Here is a 16,153-nt window from a genome sequence, read left to right on the forward strand (position 1 = left end):
TCCCGCTGGGCCCACCCATTTCCCCCCGCGTCGCCCCCCCCCCCCCCCGGCGCGGGCCCCCCCCCCCCCCCCCCCCCCCCCCCCCCGCGGCTCCGCAATCGCGTCCCCCCACGAGGAAGCAAGGCAAGGCACCATGAGAGAGCCACTGGCCGACATCGCCGCGACCGCCCTCCGGCTGGGGCGCCGCACCGCGTCCGGGCCGGTCGACGTCGCCGACGTGTGGATCGACGGCGCCCTCGGATTCGTACTCCTCCTGCACCGCAGGCACGACGGTCTGCCGGCCGAAGAGCTGTACCACTCGCTGCGGGACGAGGCCGGCGCCTGGAACCGACCGGACCATCTCGGCGGCGGCATCGTCGGTCTGGAACTGTCGGACCGCTCCGCCGTCGAGGAAGCGCTGGCCGGGGCCCCGATGGCCGTGGTCGCCGAATCCGAGTCCCTCGTCCACACAGGACGCGGCCCGAGCGGCGGCCAGGACGAAGCGGAACCGGAACTCGTCCATGTGTGGGAGCTCCTGGTGACCGGCGAGGCCGAACTCATCGAGATCGAGCACCTGCCCCAGGTGCCCGCGCCGGCCCCGCCCCCGTCCCGCACGCGCGAGGTGACGGGCCCGTTGACGCTCGTCGCCCTGCTGCCGGGCGAGCGGGTGCGCGTACACGCCCTGCGAAGGGAGGGCGCGTCCCACCTCCGCCTCGACGGCGCGCTGGACCTGCACAACCCGGGGGAGTGAGAGGGAGGGACGGTCACCCGGCCTCGACCGACACCCGCACCCCCACCCGCACCCCCCACTCCGCCATGGCCCCGGCCCCGGCCTCCAGCACATGCCGTGAACGAAGCCGGGGCAGCCCCAAGCGCCCCGGCTTCATCGTGCCCACGGCGATGACGTTCAGTTCGCGGTCGAGGTGGGCGACGTCGATGGCGATGCGCATGCGGAAGGTGTGCACGCCACTGGCGGGCGTCAGCAGCATCGCCCCGTCGACGAAGTCACGCCCCAGGAGCCCCTTCGTACGGGCCCGGTAGGACGACGCGACCTCCAGGGGAACGGAGACGTCCCCCCGCTCCCCGTGCACGACCAGCGTCCCCCGCCCGTCACGCCACCGTCGTCCCATGCTCGGACACCTCCTGGGGCCGTTTCGAATTCTGTTGTCCGCCGAGTACCGGCGGGGTAGGAAGAACCCCATGACCGGACTCGGTGCAATCTTCCGCCCCCAACTCGCCCCCGAGCGACTCCGATCCGTCGCTCGCCTCGCCGACGAGACGGGCCTCGACGAACTCTGGCTCTGGGAGGACTGTTTCCGGGAGGGAGGGATCTCCACGGCCGCCGCCGCCCTCGCGTGGACCGAGCGCGTGCGCGTCGGCATCGGGCTCCTCCCCGTCCCGTTGCGGAACGTCGCCATCACCGCCATGGAGGCCGCGAGCCTGCACCGGATGTTCCCGGGCCGTCCGATCCTCGCCGTCGGGCACGGTGTGCAGGACTGGATGGGGCAGGTCGGGGCCCGGGTCGAGTCGCCGGTGACCTTGCTGCGCGAGCATCTCGATGTGCTGCGCGCCCTGTTGCGCGGAGAGCGGGTGACCGTCGAGGGCCGGTACGTCAAGCTCGACGACGTCGCCCTGGACTGGCCGCCCGCCGAGCCGGTGCCCGTCATCGCCGGGGTCACCGGGCCGCGCTCGCTGCGGCTCGCCGGTGCGGCCGCCGACGGGACGCTGCTCACCGCCTCGACCTCGCCGGAGGGGCTACGGCGGGCACGGCAACTCATCGACGAGGGGCGGGAGTCGGCAGGACGTACCGGGGATGCGTCGCACCCGGTCGTCGTCTACCTCCTGACCGCCACCGGGCCCGACGGACCTGCCCGTCTCAAGGCCGAACTCGAAGCCGAGGGGCTCGGATCCGTGCCCGACCTCGGTGTCGCCGGGGACGCCGGCGCCGTCGCGAAGGCCGTGCAGCGGCTCGCGGACGCCGGTGCGGACACCGTGGTGCTGCAGCCGACGGGGGACGAGCCCGACCCGGAGGGGTTCGTGCGGTTCGCCGCCGAGGAAGTACGGCCCCTGGTGCCGTAGAGCGTTCAGACCGCTTGTCGGCCCAGGGGCGTTGTCAGTGGCTCCTGCCACACTCCTGGACATGCGCGAAGAACCCAGCGACGGCAACCACACGGATGGCTGCACGGACGACTGCACGGACGTACGTCTGCGAGACGTGCTGGACGCCGACCTCGAGACTTTCCTCGCCCAAGAGCACGATCCGGAAGCCGTCCGGCGGTCGGGATTCACCCCTCGGCCGCGCGACGCCTTCCTGAAGCACTGGAGGAAGAACGTCCTCGGGGACGAGACCTGCCTCGTGCGGACGGTCCTGGTGGGCGACGACGTGGCCGGCAGCGTCGTCTCCTGGTGGGACGGCGACCGCCGCTTCCTCGGCTACTGGCTCGGGCGGCCCTACTGGGGGCGGGGCGTCGGCACCAAGGCCCTCGCCCTCTTCCTCGCACTGGAGCGGACCCGTCCGCTGTACGCCGACCCCATCCACGGCAACACCGCATCCGTACGACTCCTCGAACGACACGGCTTCCAGCGCGCGGGCACCGTCCACCACGGCGACGACGAACACGTACTGCTGGTGCTGTCCGCCCCCGGAAAATGAGCGGCGCCCTCGCAGCTCTCCCTGAGACGATCAGCGTATGAAGGAGCCGCAGCCGCAGCACACCCGCACCTTCGAAGACCTCGTCGCCGAAGGCGCCGCCGTGCCCACCGAGGGCTGGGACTTCTCCTGGTTCGAGGGGCGGGCCACCGAGGCACGGCCGTCGTGGGGGTACGCCGCGTCCCTGGCCGAGCGGCTCTCCCGCTCCACCGCCGCTCTCGACATCCAGACGGGGGGAGGCGAGGTGCTCGACTTCGCGCTCCGCCGCGCCGCCCCCGAGGCACCCGCCCTCACCGTCGCCACCGAGGGCTGGCCGCCGAACACCGCCAAGGCCGCCGCCCTCCTCCGCCCGCACGGCGTCGCCGTCGTCGCCTCACCCGAGGACGCCCCGCTGCCCTTCGCCGACGGCACCTTCGACCTCGTCAGCAGCCGGCACCCGGTCAGTCCGAACTGGGCCGAGATCGCCCGCGTCCTCGAGCCCGGCGGCACGTACTTCGCCCAACACGTCGGCCCGCGCAGCGCCTTCGAACTGGTCGAGTACTTCCTCGGCCCCCTGCCGCAGGGGCAGAGCGCCGCCCGCCACCCGGACCGCGAGCGCGCCGACGCCGAGGCGGCCGGTCTGGAGATCGTCGACGTGCGGGCCGAGCGGCTGCGCATGGAGTTCCACGACATCGCGGCCGTCGTCCACTTCCTGCGCAAGGTGGTGTGGATGGTCCCCGGCTTCACCGTCGAGGCGTACCGACCCCGACTGCGCGCCCTGCACGAGCGGATCCGGACCGACGGCCCCTTCGTCGCGCACAGCACCCGCCATCTCTTCGAGGCACGCAAGTCCCACACCTGAGTGCGCCGCGCGCAGGCGGGCCAAGTCGTGCAAACCGTGCATCCGTGCGCGAAGAGCTTCCGCCCCCTGCGCATCAAAGGAAGCCTCACCTTTTCCACATTGTTATGGCGGCCGACTCGCTTTCCCTTCGGCCCTCACGTAAGTTCAGACCAAGGTAATTCGCGTAAGCAAAGCTTCGCGGCGGTGCCGCGCAGCGGAGGGGGCTGCGCGGTGCCGTGCCCCCGTGCGCACCCCTGATGGACGCGCATCGCATCGAACTCACGCCCTCCGTGCGCAATCTTGTGCGTCGTCAAGCGGGCGTTCGCGGTCGGGGTCACCCGGGGGAGGGAAGCGCGGACAAGTCGCCGAGCGCGACCCAAGATGCGGCAAACCCTCCGGATCCGGCCGCATCCGACGCGTTTCCCCTGGGAATCGGCTTCGAGCACGTCGTGAATCCGCCACGAAACGGCCCCGTCGTGGCCACCGGGCCGTCGCCGAATGACTTCGGAGAGTGATTGTGGCACGCCGATGCGCGCAGCATCCCTCACGAAGGGTTATGGTGGAAACCCCCCCTCGGGCCGGTCCGTCTCCCCCCCACGGACCGGCCCGTTTTTTGTGCCCGCGTGCCCCCGCCCGTCGCACCCCGTAAACCCGGCCCAGGCCCCGCAGGGGTAGGCTTCGCCTCCGGGGACCGCCATAGGGACAGGAACCAACCTCGCCTGCGCCGCGCGCAGCGCCACGCGCCTGTCCGATCCGTACGGAGGGGCTGACAATCACGTGAACCTGCGCGACAAGCTGCGCGGCCTGCTGGTCAGGCTGTACGCACGCCGGGTGGAGGGTCACCTGGACCACGCTCAGGTGCCCAAGCACATCGGCGTCATCATGGACGGCAACCGGCGCTGGGCGAAGGCCGCGGGTTCCTCCACCGTGCACGGTCACCGGGCGGGCGCCGAGAAGATCGAGGAGTTCCTCGGCTGGTGCTCCGAGACGGACGTCGAGGTCGTCACCCTCTGGCTGCTGTCGACCGACAACTTCGACCGGCCGCAGGACGAGCTCGTCCCGCTGCTCGGCATCATCGAGGACGTCGTGCGCACCCTCGCCGCCGACGGCCGCTGGCGGGTGCACCACGTCGGCACGCCCGACCTGCTGCCGTCCGGGATGCAGACCACCCTCAAGGAGGCCGAGGAGGCCACCGCGCACGTCGACGGGATACTGGTCAACGTCGCCATCGGCTACGGCGGTCGCCAGGAGATCGCCGACGCGGTGCGGTCGATGATCGTCGACGCCCATGACAAGGGCACCTCGATGGAGGACCTCGCCGAGTCCGTCAGCGTCGACCTGATCGGCCGCCACCTCTACACCGGCGACCAGCCCGACCCGGACCTCGTGATCCGTACCAGCGGCGAGCAGCGGCTGTCCGGATTCATGCTGTGGCAGACGGCCCACTCCGAGTACTACTTCTGCGAGGTCTTCTGGCCGGCCTTCCGCAAGGTCGACTTCCTGCGCGCCCTGCGCGACTACGCGGCCCGGCACCGGCGTTACGGCGGCTGATCCCCGCTCGGCGCTCTCACCGCCGTATCCGGACACGACGAAACTCACCCTCTCCGGGACAGAAGTAACAAGGAGTTCACCAGCGCGTCGTCATATGCGCTGGCATGGCACCGCATGTTCGAGGGCATAAGCCAGTCAGGTCGATGCCCGAACCACGGGTGTCGTATCTCAGCGGGCGGCGCCGGAGCCGTCCGCCCGGGAGGCCCTTTGCACCAGCCCTACCGTGCGGTCACGGCACGGAAGAAGCAGTGGAGGGCCGGTTTTCGGCCCATGCCAGGCGTGCAGGGCGGCCGACGACCGGTCCAGCTCCACTCCGTCGCTCCCCGACCTCATCCGAGGGGGTACGTCCTTCCGTGGTGACCAGCACAAAGCGCCACAAGCCAGACCGGCGCACCTACGTTCTCGACACCAGCGTCCTGCTGGCCGATCCGAACGCCCTGAACCGCTTCGACGAGCACGAGGTCGTGCTCCCCATCGTCGTGGTGACGGAACTGGAGGCCAAGCGGCACCATCCCGAACTGGGTTACTTCGCCCGGCAGGCACTGCGCCTGCTCGACGAGTTCCGGGTGAAGTACGGCCGTCTCGACGCCCCCATCCCGACCGGGGACCTCGGCGGGACCGTCCGTGTCGAGCTCAACCACTCGGACCCCAGCGTTCTGCCGACCGGCTACCGACTGGGGGACAACGACTCCCGCATCCTCGCGGTCGCCCGCAATCTGCAGGCCGAGGGGTTCGACGTCACCGTCGTGTCGAAGGACCTGCCGCTCAGGATCAAGGCCTCGTCCGTCGGTCTCCTCGCCGAGGAGTATCGGGCCGAGCTCGCCATCACGGACTCTTCCGGCTGGACCGGAATGTCCGAACTGACCCTGTCCGGCGAGCAGGTGGACGTCCTCTTCGAGGAAGGTCACATCTACGTCCCCGAAGCCGCCGCCATGCCGGTGCACACCGGGCTGACGATCCACTCCGAGCGCGGCAAGGCGCTGGGCCGGATCACGCCCGAGGGCAACGTCCGTCTGGTGCGCGGCGATCGGGAGGCCTTCGGCATCAAGGGCCGTAGCGCCGAGCAGCGGATCGCGCTCGACCTGCTGCTCGATCCGGACGTCGGGATCGTGTCCATGGGCGGCCGGGCCGGCACCGGCAAGTCGGCGCTGGCGCTGTGCGCGGGTCTGGAGGCGGTGCTGGAGCGCCGTCAGCACCAGAAGGTGATGGTCTTCCGGCCGCTGTACGCGGTGGGCGGGCAGGAGCTCGGCTATCTGCCCGGCAGCGAGGCCGAGAAGATGAGCCCCTGGGCGCAGGCGGTCTTCGACACGCTGTCCGCGGTCACCAGCCGCGAGGTCATCGAGGAGATCACCGCGCGCGGCATGCTGGAGGTGCTGCCCCTCACCCACATCCGCGGACGTTCGCTGCACGACGCGTTCGTGATCGTGGACGAGGCACAGTCACTGGAAAGGAATGTCCTGCTGACTGTTCTGTCCCGAATTGGCGCCAATTCACGGGTGGTTCTCACCCATGACGTGGCCCAGCGGGACAATCTGAGGGTCGGGCGCTACGACGGTGTCGTCGCCGTCGTGGAGAAGCTGAAGGGGCATCCGCTTTTCGCCCACGTCACGCTGACGCGGTCCGAGAGGTCCCAGATTGCCGCCCTTGTGACCGAAATGCTGGAGGACGGGCAGATCTGACCCAAGTGCTCAACTTGCGGTAGCTACTCGTTGGTTGGCGTCGTTCGGAAAGGCAGTGAGCCTATCCGGGCGGCGCCTCGGCGTGTGCGACTTTCCGTAAAACCCCTGGGACAAACGAGGTGTGAGCTTTCACACGCAACACAGAATTGCCTTGCGGCGTCCGGGTGCGGCAGAGTCTCCATCCTGTCAGGCCCCGCATACGACACACCTGTACCCCCAGCGGTACGGCATCACAGCAACACCATCAACTCCATACCGCCGTCGTATGCCGCCCGAGTTACCACGCGGCGCTCTCCTACACGGGAGTTGCCCACCGGGTCCGTGCCTCCCGTGACCCCGCAGTTGGGAGGCCAGCGCCAGGGGCACGATTGCGTCCGCCAGGGTCACCGAAGCGGGCGATGCTGGAAGGAAACCGTGTGAGTCCGATTTCGGTCAGGGGATTCGCAGTGGCCTCGGCCACCGCGGTCACCGCTGTCGGAAGCGTCGTCGGCGTTGCCTCGGGCAGCACCGCGCAGAACAACGACGCCCAGGCGACGGCTGCCGATTCGACGCTTCTCGCGGACATACCCGCGGGCCAGCAGGCCCAGGTGCAGACCGAGTCCCTGACGGCACAGGCCAACGTGCAGGCCATCGCCGCGGACGCGAGCGCCAAGAAGGACGCTGAGGAGTCGGCCCGCAAGGCCGCCGCCCAGACCGCGATCGAGAAGAAGGAAGCCGCCGAGAAGGCCGAGAAGGCGGCGCAGGAAGCCAAGGAGCGCGAAGAGGCCGAGGCGAAGGCCTCCCGTTCCTCCTCCGCGGACTTCCCCATTCAGAGCTCGTACAGCATCGCGCAGATCCAGGCGATGGCGCGCCAGATGGTGCCGGCCGACCAGTTCCAGTGCTTCAGCAACATCGTGGACCACGAGTCCGACTGGAACTACCAGGCCGTCAACCCCTCCTCGGGTGCCTACGGCCTCTTCCAGGCGCTGCCCGGCTCCAAGATGTCGTCCGTCGGCTCGGACTGGCAGACGAACCCGGCCACCCAGATCAAGTGGGGCCTGAACTACATGAACGAGCGCTACGACAGCCCTTGCGGCGCTTGGTCGTTCTGGCAGGCCAACCACTGGTACTAGGCGCTCCGCTGGTCTGGCCGCGATACGTCGTTTGTCGTCTGCGGCCGCGTCGTGGCTCGTCGCGCCCGCGCGGCGGAGCCGCAGATTCAATACAGCCCCGCGCCCCTTCAGGGCGCTTCTCAACCCTGCGTTGCCCCTCACCGTCCTTTGGGTGAGGGGCAATCGCGCTTCTGGGGCCCCGGGCATGTACGGTCGGACGGACGACTCCGGGGGGAGTGGTGAGGAGAGACGGGGGAAGAGGACGGATCATGTCGCGCATGCCAGGGTGGCTCGGTCGGCTCGGTGCCGGACTGACCGAGATGAGCGAGCGGTTGGACGAGCGTCGTGCCGCGGTGGAACGGGAAAGCGCTGACCTTCAGCCGGCGCGGCGGTCCGTCGACGAGTCCGACTCCTCCGCCGCTGACACCCCACCGCCGCCGGCCGACCACGTCCCCCGGCCCCCCGACTACGCGCCCGCGGTTCCGCCGCCCCGGCCCGACCCCACACAGGTCGTGCCGTGGGGTGTCCGGGTCGCGGCGGAGGCCGGCTGGCGGCTGCTGGTGCTGGCCGGCACGGTCTGGGTGCTGATGCGGGTGATCAGCGCCGTACAACTCGTCGTGCTGGCCTTCGTCATCGCGCTGCTCCTGACCGCGCTGATGCAGCCCTCGGTGGCGTGGCTGAGGCGGCGCGGTGTGCCGCGCGGGCTCGCCACCGCCCTGACCGCGATCCTCGGGTTCGTCGTCATCGGCCTGATGGGCTGGTTCGTGACCTGGCAGGTCATGGAGAACATCGACAACCTCTCCGACCAGGTCCAGGACGGCATCGACGAGCTGCGCAACTGGCTGCTCAACAGCCCCTTCCACGTCACCGACAAGCAGATCAACGAGATCGCCGAGAACCTCCGGGAGGCGATCGGCGCCAACACCGACGCGATCACCTCGGCCGGCCTGGAAGGCGTCACCGTCGTCGTCGAGGCGCTGACGGGCATTCTGCTGGCCGCCTTCTCGACGCTCTTCCTCCTCTACGACGGCAAGCGCATCTGGGAGTGGACGCTGAAGCTGGTGCCCGCCGCGGCCCGGCCGGGCGTCGCCGGCGCCGGTCCGCGCGCGTGGGCGACGCTCACGGCCTATGTGCGCGGCACGGTCCTCGTCGCCCTCATCGACGCCGTCTTCATCGGCATCGGCATCTACTTCCTCGATGTGCCGATGGCCGTCCCGCTGGCCGTCTTCATCTTCCTGTTCTCCTTCATCCCGCTCGTCGGCGCGGTGGCCTCCGGTGCGTTGGCGGTCGTGGTGGCCCTGGTGACGCAGGGAGTGTTCACCGCGGTCATGACGCTCGCCGTCGTCCTCGCCGTGCAGCAGATCGAGGGCCACGTCCTGCAGCCGTTCATCCTCGGGCGCGCGGTCCGCGTCCACCCGCTCGCGGTGGTGCTGTCGGTGGCGGCCGGCGGCATGGTGGCGGGCATCGGCGGCGCCGTGGTGGCCGTACCGCTGGTGGCGGTTTCGAACACGATCGTGGGGTATCTGCGGGCCTACTCGGAGGAGACGGTGCCCCGGCAGTCGACGCGTCCGGCGCTCGTGGACAAGGCCGTTCCGGTGGAAGCGGGCTCCGCGAGTGCGGCCCCCGGGGACGCCCAGGACAGCGCGGAGGGCCCCGCCCACCAGCAGTGAGCGAGGCCCTCGACGTCGTTCGGCCTACTCGGAGAGCACGGCCTCGGCGTCCAGAGTGACGCCGACCGCCTGAACGACGGACGCGATCTTGAACGCCTCCTGGACCGTCTCGCGGTCCACGCCGGCCTTGCGCAGCACCTGCTCGTGCGAGTCGAGGCACATGCCGCAGCCGTTGATGGCGGACACCGCGAAGGACCACAGCTCGAAGTCGACCTTGTCGACACCGGGGTTGCCGATGACGTTCATACGGAGCCCGGCGCGCAGGCTGCCGTACTCGTGGTCGGACAGCAGGTGCCGGGTCCGGTAGAAGACGTTGTTCATCGCCATCACGGCGGCCGCGGACTTCGCCGCGTTGTACGCCTCCGGCGTGAGGTTCGCCTTCGCCTCCGGCTCCAGCTCGCGCAGCACGATCGGGGAGCGCGAGGCGATCGCGGTGGCGAGCACCGTGCCCCACAGCTGCTGCGCCGGGAGGTCGGAGTTGCCGATGACCGAGCCCAGGTTGAGCTTCAGGTCCTTGGCGTAGTCCGGTATGCGGGACTTGAGGGAGTCGAGGGACATGTCACTCACTCTCCGGCAAGCAGCTTGACCGGGTCCAGGGTGTCCTCGCCCTTGGTCCAGTTGCACGGGCACAGCTCGTCGGTCTGCAGGGCGTCCAGGACCCGCAGGACCTCCTTGGGGTTACGGCCGACGGAGCCGGCGGTCACCATGGAGAACTGGATCTCGTTGTTCTGGTCGACGATGAAGACGGCGCGCTTGGCGAAGCCGTCCTCGCCCTCGATGCCGAGGTCGCGCATCAGCTCGCGCTTGGTGTCGGCCAGCATCGGGAACGGCAGGTCGCGCAGGTCGGCGTGGTCCTTGCGCCAGGCGTGGTGCACGTACTCGGAGTCACCGGAGAAACCGAGGACCTGCGCGTCGCGATCGGCGAACTCCTCGTTCAGCTTGCCGAAGGCCGCGATCTCGGTCGGACAGACGAAAGTGAAGTCCGCGGGCCAGGCAAACACGATCTTCCACTTGCCCTCGTAGGTCTTGTGGTTGACCGTCTCGAACTCCTTGCCCTTCTCCAGCGAGACGCAGGCGGTCAGTTCGAACTCGGGGAACTTGTCACCGACAGTGAGCACACGCTCTCCTTGCAGCGAAAGAGACACCTGTTCGGTACAGGTGTCTCCATTGGGTTGGACCTTACCGATCCTGGCACAGGCCGCATTGATACGGGAAATAGCTACACTCGGTCGGGTTGATCGGAGGTGCCTATCGATGATCGTGAGGTCGGGTGACCGTGGGTAAGGGCATGCCCGGCGTGTCCGTGGGCAAGAAGCGGCAGCCCAGCCTCGCGCAGCTGCGGGCCTTCGCCGCCGTCGCCGAGCATCTGCACTTCCGGGACGCGGCCGCCGCGATCGGGATGAGTCAGCCCGCGCTGTCGGGTGCCGTGTCCGCGCTGGAGGAGACGCTCGGGGTCACGCTGCTGGAGCGGACGACCCGCAAGGTGCTGCTCTCGCCGGCAGGCGAGCGGCTGGCCGTACGGGCGAAGGCGGTGCTGGTGGAGGTCGGGGCGCTGATGGAGGAGGCGGAGGCGGTCCGGGCGCCGTTCACCGGCGCCCTCCGCCTCGGGGTCATCCCCACTGTCGCGCCGTACCTGCTGCCTACCGTGCTGCGCCTCGTCCACGACCGCTATCCGCACCTCGACCTCCAGGTGCACGAGGAGCAGACGGCCAGCCTCGTCGAGGGGCTCACCACCGGCCGCCTGGACCTGCTGCTCCTCGCGGTCCCGCTCGGTGTGCCCGGCGTCGCCGAACTCCCCCTCTTCGACGAGGACTTCGTGCTCGTCACCCCGCTCGACCACTGGCTCGGCGGCCGCGAGGGCATCCCGCGCGAGGCTCTCAAGGAGCTGAACCTGCTGCTCCTGGACGAGGGGCACTGCCTGCGCGACCAGGCCCTCGACATCTGCCGGGAGGCGGGCCGCGAGGACGCGCCGGTCACCACGACGGCCGCGGGGCTGTCCACGCTCGTGCAACTCGTCGCGGGCGGCCTGGGCTGCACGCTGCTGCCGCGCACCGCCCTCAAGCTGGAGACGACCCGCAGCAGCCAACTCCTCACCGGCTACTTCGCCGACCCGGCCCCCACCCGCCGCGTCGCCCTCGCCATGCGGACGGGGGCGGCGCGCGCGGCGGAGTACGGGGAACTGGCGTCCGCCCTGCGCGAGGCTCTGCGTCCGCTGCCGGTGCGGGTGCTGGAGGGGGAGGCGTGAGCCCGTGCGGTCTTCGCGGCCGGCGCGAGGAGTAAGGGGGCGGCTTGACGGGCGGGGGCGCGTCCCGTTGAGGGAGGGATCGGTGGGTGCAGAGTGAGAGTGAGTGCGAGGCTCTGCGTCCGCTGCCCGTGCGGGTGCTGGGCGCGGGCGGGTGAGTTCCGCGCGGCCTTCGCGGTCGGCGCAGGGGTGCCCGGGTTGGCGCACAGGCGTGGGTCGGGCGCCCGCCGTCTCGGCCGATCCTGCCCCGCGTTTCGGCCGATGCTGCCCCGCGTTTCGGCTGCGCCTGCCCCGCGTCTCGGCTGTGCCTGCCGGCCGCGGGCCGACCGGACAGCTGCGCCCGACGGCGGGGCTGCGCCCGCGGATACCGCGTGCGTCAGGCCGTCCGGACCGGTGCGGTCCGGACGGCCTGAGGGCGAGGAGGGCGGCGGATGTCTACTCCGTGCGCAGGCCGTCCGGGCGCATCAGCCGCAGCAGCGGCGGCAGGCTGAGCAGCGTCACCGCGAGGACGATGCCGGCGCCGACGCCGAGCATCGACAGCACGCTCGTCCAGTCCACGATGACCGGCGTGGCCGTCATCCGCAGCAGGACCGTGCCCAGGGTCAGCCCCACCACCGAGGACAGCAGCAGGCCCAGGGAGATCGGGATCGCCGTCTGCCACAGCACCGACAGGCTCAGCGTGCGGCGCCGGGTGCCGAAGGCGACCAGGGACGACAGCAGCTTCTTGCGGTCGCGCAGCTGCTCCAGCTGGGAGACCAGCAGGCTCGCGCCGATCAGCGCCAGGACACAGACGGCGCCGACGAACAGGCCGGTGCGGATGGTGCGGTAGCGGTCGGCCGTCTGCGTGGAGAACCAGGTCATGGGATAGGACAGCGGGTCCGCGGCCGTCGCCGCGTTCCGCACCCGTTCGTACACGTCCGGCACCGAGCGGTCGAGCTTGAGGTACACCTGCCCCCGCAGTCCCGGCTCAGCCGCCGCGGGCAGCGCCTTCGGGGTGACGAGGAAGCCACCTCGCTGCCGGCCCATGAAGTCCGCCTGCGTCCGAGCCTGCTTCAGGCCCTTCGGCACGGTCCAGGCGATCTCCTGCTGCTGCGGCCCGCCGTCGTACGACGGGTCCAGATACACCGTCCGGCCCGGCTGCTTCGCCAGCTTCGTGGTGTCCCCGTCGTACTCGGAGTTCGTCACGTAGAAGATGTCGCCGTCCCGGCACGAGGGAAGCTCGGCCGCCTGGCGCAGTGACGTGCAGTCGCCGACGGTCAGCTCGGCGCCCATGTCCGGGTTCTCGCGCCGCTCACCCAGGTAGCCCTCGGAGAGCGCGTAGACCTGCTGGACGCCCTTGGTGTCCCGGAACTCCTCGACCGCCGGGCCGAGTCGGGCGCCATGCGACATGGCCACCTCCATCTGCGCCCGCTGGGTGTCGTACCGGGACTGCTTCGTGTAGTCGCTCTCCACGCCGGCGAACAGCATCTGCAGCGCGATCGCCCCGGCGACCGCCACCGCGACGCCGTTGACCATGCGGGCCGCCGTGCCGCTGCTCAACTGGAGTCTGCGGACGGCGAGTTGCCAGGCGACGCCGCCCGAGCCGAGCCGGGCGACGACCGCCTCGACGACCCACGGCAGCAGGGTGGTCACGCCGATGAGCAGCAGGAGCACGCCGCCGATGACCAGGTATTCGTTGAAGGTGCCGTTGTCGCGGCCCTGGCCGATCATCGGGTAGAGCATCGCGAGGCCGCCCAGCGGCAGCAGCAGCCGCCACCACAGCCGGCGTCGCGAGGGCTTCGCCGTACGCACCACGCCGAGCGGCTCGATCACCACGCCACGCATCGCGAACAGGGTGACCAGCACCGCCGCCGCCGGGACCGCGAGGCCGACCAGCAGGGCCAGTGCGGGGGAGGGGTTGAGATAGCTCGGGAAGACGCTGACGTCGAACACCTCGACCGAGCCCGCGATCTGGCGGCCGATCAGGAAGAACCCCGTACCGAAGACCAGTCCCAGCACCGCCCCCGCCAGCGCCTCGCCGGCCGCGATCCGCCGGGTCATCCGGCTGTCGGAGCCGACCAGCCGCAGCGCCGCGAGGCGACGGTCGCGCCGCTCACCGCCGAAGCGCACGGCCGCGGCGATGAAGACGGCGACCGGCATCAGCAGCACCACGAAGACGACGATGACCAGCAGGATCAGCACGGGGTCGGTCCGCGTCTCGGTCGGGTTCGTGTCCCCGAACCGCTCGATACGGGCGACCCGGGAGCCGTCGATGTGCGGCGCGAGGCCGTCGCCGCCCCGGAAGAAGGCGAGTTCGTGCGAGCCGATCAGCCCGCTCTCCCCGATGGTCCCGACGATCCGCTCCGGCAGCCGCTCGCGCAGCAGCTTCGCGCCGTCCGACTCCAGCAGCCTCTTCAGTGCGGGGGAGACGACCATCTCGCCCACCGCCGGGAACTTCTCCAGTCCCGGCGGCAGCGGCGCCCTCGGTCCCTCGGGCTCCAGCGCCCGGCCGCGGATGTCCTCGTTCCGGAAGTCCGTGCCGACGTTCGCGACGATCAGGGTGGCGTCGGACTTCTTCAGATCCGTGTAGCTGTAGGTGATGTCGGCGCGGGCGCTCTCCCGCTCGTGCCGGACCGTCAGCATGTTCGGCACCGCCGTCGTCAGCAGCAGCAGCGCCACCCCGAGCCCGACCCCGACGGCCGTCAGCAGGGCCCGGACCCAGCCCTCGCGTCCGCCGGCGAAGGCGAACCGGACCCCCATCCCGAGATCCTTCGCCCACTGACCCACACTCATACGACGCGCTCCATGTCCCGGGACTTGCCGTCCCGTACGACGATCTCGCGGTCGGAGTAGGCGGCGACCCGCGCCTCGTGCGTGACGAGGACGACGGCGGCGTTGGTCGACCGGGCGGCGTCCGTCAGCAGCTCCATCACGCGCTCGCCGTTGAGGGAGTCGAGCGCGCCGGTCGGTTCGTCGGCGAAAAGCACACGCGGATTGGTGACCAGGGCGCGGGCCACGGCGACGCGCTGCCCCTGACCGCCGGAGACCTCACCGGGCCGCTTCTTGCGCAGGTCGTCGACCTCCAGTCGCTCCATCCAGGTCAGGGCGGCCTTCTCGGCCTCCTTGCGGGAAGTGCCGTTGAGGCGCAGCGGAAGGGCGACGTTCTCCACGCAGGTGAGCTCCGGCACGAGCTGACCGAACTGGAACACGAACCCGAACTCCGAGCGCCGGAGCGCACTGCGCTGGGCGTCGCTCATGGTGGCCAGCTCACGGTCGGCGTAGATGATGGACCCCGAGTCGGGCGGCACGATCCCGGCGAGGCAGTGCAGCAGCGTCGACTTGCCGGAGCCGGACGGCCCCATCACGGCGACGACCTCGCCGGGGTGGATGGAGAACTCGGCCCCGTCGAGCGCCATGGTCGGGCCGTAGGCCTTGCGCAGCTCCTGCGCCGAGAGCAGGGAACCGGGAGGCGGTGTCACTTGGTCACCACCTCGGCCAGCTTGTCGAGGCGGGCGGCGGTGAGTTCCAGCCAGCGCAGGTCGGCCTCCAGGTGGAAGAGGGCGTGGTCGCAGATGAGCTGATCGGCGAGATTCCCCTTCCGCTTGCGGTCGGTGAGGATCCGCATCATGCGCAGGTGCTCGGAGCGCTGCGTGTCGAGGATGTCGGCCGCGTCGCGCCGGGTGAGCAGCGCGAGGACGACCTTGGTGTAGAGGGTCGACTGCAGGTACGGCTCCGGCTTCTCGGGCGTCGCGAGCCACTGCTGGACGTCGGTGATCCCGGCGTCGGTGATGGCGTACCGCTTGCGCTCGGGCCCGCCGCCGGGCTCGATCCCGTCGACCTCGACGAGCCCGTTCTTCAGCAGCCGGGACATCGTCGAGTAGACCTGGCCGTAGTGCAGCGGCCGGTCGTGACCGAACTTCTCGTCGAAGGCCCGCTTGAGGTCGTAGCCGTGGCGGGGGCCCGATTCCAGGAGCCCTAGAAGGGTGTGACCGATGGACATGGCCATGACTCTACACGGGGTGTATACGCCGCATGTATACGCGGGGTGTGTAGATCATGGCGGTGGGTGCGGCGGCGCTGCGGCGGCGACACGACGGCCCAGGTGAGGGCCGATTGTCACGGTTCTGCTACGCGGGCGAGGGCTTGACCGGAGGCCACGCAACTCCCAGCGGGACCGGCCTGCACGGACGGGACCGGCCCGGCAGCCCCCCGCCTGTCCGGCCTGTGCGGACGGGACCGGTCCGGCAGCCTCCGGCCTGTCCGGCCTGTGCGGGCGAGCTTTGCTCAGCCACTTCCTGCCTGTCCGGCCTGCACGGACGGGACCGGCCCAGCAGCCTCCCGCCTGTCCGGCCTGCGCGGGCGAGCTTTGCTCGGCAGCTTCCTGCCTGTCCGGCCCGCAGGGCTGAGACCAGCTCAGCCACCCCAGCCCGTCCGGCCCGCACGCACGAGACCGGCTCAGCCACCCCAGCCCGTCCGGCGTTTGAGGACGAGG

The 16,153-nt window shown here is 70.5% G+C and carries 15 protein-coding genes; 9 read left to right on the forward strand and 6 right to left on the reverse strand.

The genetic code is table 11. The annotated features are described in order from the left end of the window. Window positions 1–133: 133 nt before the first annotated feature. Window positions 134–730 (forward strand): hypothetical protein, encoded by a 597-nt coding sequence (locus ACIREI_RS24735; RefSeq protein ID WP_403336594.1) that lies wholly within the window; start codon window positions 134–136, stop codon window positions 728–730. Window positions 731–743: 13 nt separating this feature from the next. Here ACIREI_RS24735 and ACIREI_RS24740 read toward each other — a convergent pair whose 3' ends face one another. Beyond that, window positions 744–1,109, reverse strand: a complete 366-nt coding sequence (locus tag ACIREI_RS24740) for a DUF192 domain-containing protein (protein WP_403336597.1) — start codon at window positions 1,107–1,109, stop codon at window positions 744–746. A gap of 70 nt (window positions 1,110–1,179) precedes the next feature. Here ACIREI_RS24740 and ACIREI_RS24745 point away from each other — a divergent pair, with 70 nt between their 5' ends. The 7 genes from ACIREI_RS24745 to ACIREI_RS24775 all read left to right on the forward strand — a co-directional run bounded on the left by ACIREI_RS24745 (window position 1,180) and on the right by ACIREI_RS24775 (window position 9,440). Continuing rightward, a complete protein-coding gene (locus ACIREI_RS24745) occupies window positions 1,180–2,058 on the forward strand; it encodes an LLM class flavin-dependent oxidoreductase (protein WP_403336600.1) in 879 nt (292 codons plus the stop codon). 61 nt (window positions 2,059–2,119) lie between these two features. Continuing rightward, on the forward strand, window positions 2,120–2,632 hold the full coding sequence (locus ACIREI_RS24750) for a GNAT family N-acetyltransferase (protein ID WP_403336602.1): 513 nt from the start codon (window positions 2,120–2,122) through the stop codon (window positions 2,630–2,632). Window positions 2,633–2,669: 37 nt separating this feature from the next. Further along, window positions 2,670–3,470, forward strand: a complete 801-nt coding sequence (locus tag ACIREI_RS24755) for a methyltransferase domain-containing protein (protein WP_403336605.1) — start codon at window positions 2,670–2,672, stop codon at window positions 3,468–3,470. A gap of 756 nt (window positions 3,471–4,226) precedes the next feature. Then, window positions 4,227–5,000 carry an isoprenyl transferase gene (locus tag ACIREI_RS24760; RefSeq protein WP_062704158.1) on the forward strand — a complete coding sequence of 258 codons (774 nt, stop codon included), beginning with the start codon at window positions 4,227–4,229 and terminating at the stop codon, window positions 4,998–5,000. Window positions 5,001–5,353: 353 nt separating this feature from the next. Next, window positions 5,354–6,679 carry a PhoH family protein gene (locus tag ACIREI_RS24765; protein WP_403336608.1) on the forward strand — a complete coding sequence of 442 codons (1,326 nt, stop codon included), beginning with the start codon at window positions 5,354–5,356 and terminating at the stop codon, window positions 6,677–6,679. Window positions 6,680–7,077: 398 nt separating this feature from the next. Beyond that, window positions 7,078–7,791 (forward strand): transglycosylase SLT domain-containing protein, encoded by a 714-nt coding sequence (locus ACIREI_RS24770; protein ID WP_403336610.1) that lies wholly within the window; start codon window positions 7,078–7,080, stop codon window positions 7,789–7,791. A gap of 248 nt (window positions 7,792–8,039) precedes the next feature. Continuing rightward, window positions 8,040–9,440: an AI-2E family transporter gene (locus tag ACIREI_RS24775; RefSeq protein ID WP_403336613.1), complete on the forward strand. Its 1,401-nt coding sequence runs from the start codon at window positions 8,040–8,042 to the stop codon at window positions 9,438–9,440. Window positions 9,441–9,464: 24 nt separating this feature from the next. Here the strand turns inward: ACIREI_RS24775 and ACIREI_RS24780 are convergent, their stop codons facing one another. Next, the gene (locus ACIREI_RS24780; RefSeq protein WP_403336616.1) at window positions 9,465–9,998 is read right to left on the reverse strand and encodes an alkyl hydroperoxide reductase; all 534 of its coding nucleotides are present in this window, start codon (window positions 9,996–9,998) and stop codon (window positions 9,465–9,467) included. 5 nt (window positions 9,999–10,003) lie between these two features. Next, the gene (locus ACIREI_RS24785) at window positions 10,004–10,558 is read right to left on the reverse strand and encodes a peroxiredoxin (protein WP_403336618.1); all 555 of its coding nucleotides are present in this window, start codon (window positions 10,556–10,558) and stop codon (window positions 10,004–10,006) included. A gap of 170 nt (window positions 10,559–10,728) precedes the next feature. Here ACIREI_RS24785 and ACIREI_RS24790 point away from each other — a divergent pair, with 170 nt between their 5' ends. After that, window positions 10,729–11,685 carry a LysR substrate-binding domain-containing protein gene (locus ACIREI_RS24790; RefSeq protein WP_403336794.1) on the forward strand — a complete coding sequence of 319 codons (957 nt, stop codon included), beginning with the start codon at window positions 10,729–10,731 and terminating at the stop codon, window positions 11,683–11,685. A gap of 432 nt (window positions 11,686–12,117) precedes the next feature. On the opposite strand, the gene ACIREI_RS24795 is transcribed toward ACIREI_RS24790, so the two are convergent. From ACIREI_RS24795 to ACIREI_RS24805, 3 genes are read right to left on the reverse strand one after another with little or no spacing between them, the layout of a single operon-like run. Then, window positions 12,118–14,454 carry an ABC transporter permease gene (locus tag ACIREI_RS24795; protein ID WP_403336620.1) on the reverse strand — a complete coding sequence of 779 codons (2,337 nt, stop codon included), beginning with the start codon at window positions 14,452–14,454 and terminating at the stop codon, window positions 12,118–12,120. Beyond that, on the reverse strand, window positions 14,451–15,140 hold the full coding sequence (locus ACIREI_RS24800; protein WP_403336623.1) for an ABC transporter ATP-binding protein: 690 nt from the start codon (window positions 15,138–15,140) through the stop codon (window positions 14,451–14,453). The genes ACIREI_RS24795 and ACIREI_RS24800 overlap by 4 nt, the downstream gene beginning before the upstream one ends. Then, complete coding sequence (locus ACIREI_RS24805) at window positions 15,137–15,661, reverse strand: PadR family transcriptional regulator (protein ID WP_403336624.1); 525 nt, start codon at window positions 15,659–15,661, stop codon at window positions 15,137–15,139. Before ACIREI_RS24805 ends, ACIREI_RS24800 begins: the two co-directional genes overlap by 4 nt. Between the last annotated feature and the right edge of the window lie 492 nt (window positions 15,662–16,153).

Origin of the sequence: Streptomyces sp. NPDC093591 (assembly GCF_044764885.1) — a bacterium.
GTDB lineage: Bacteria > Actinomycetota > Actinomycetes > Streptomycetales > Streptomycetaceae > Streptomyces.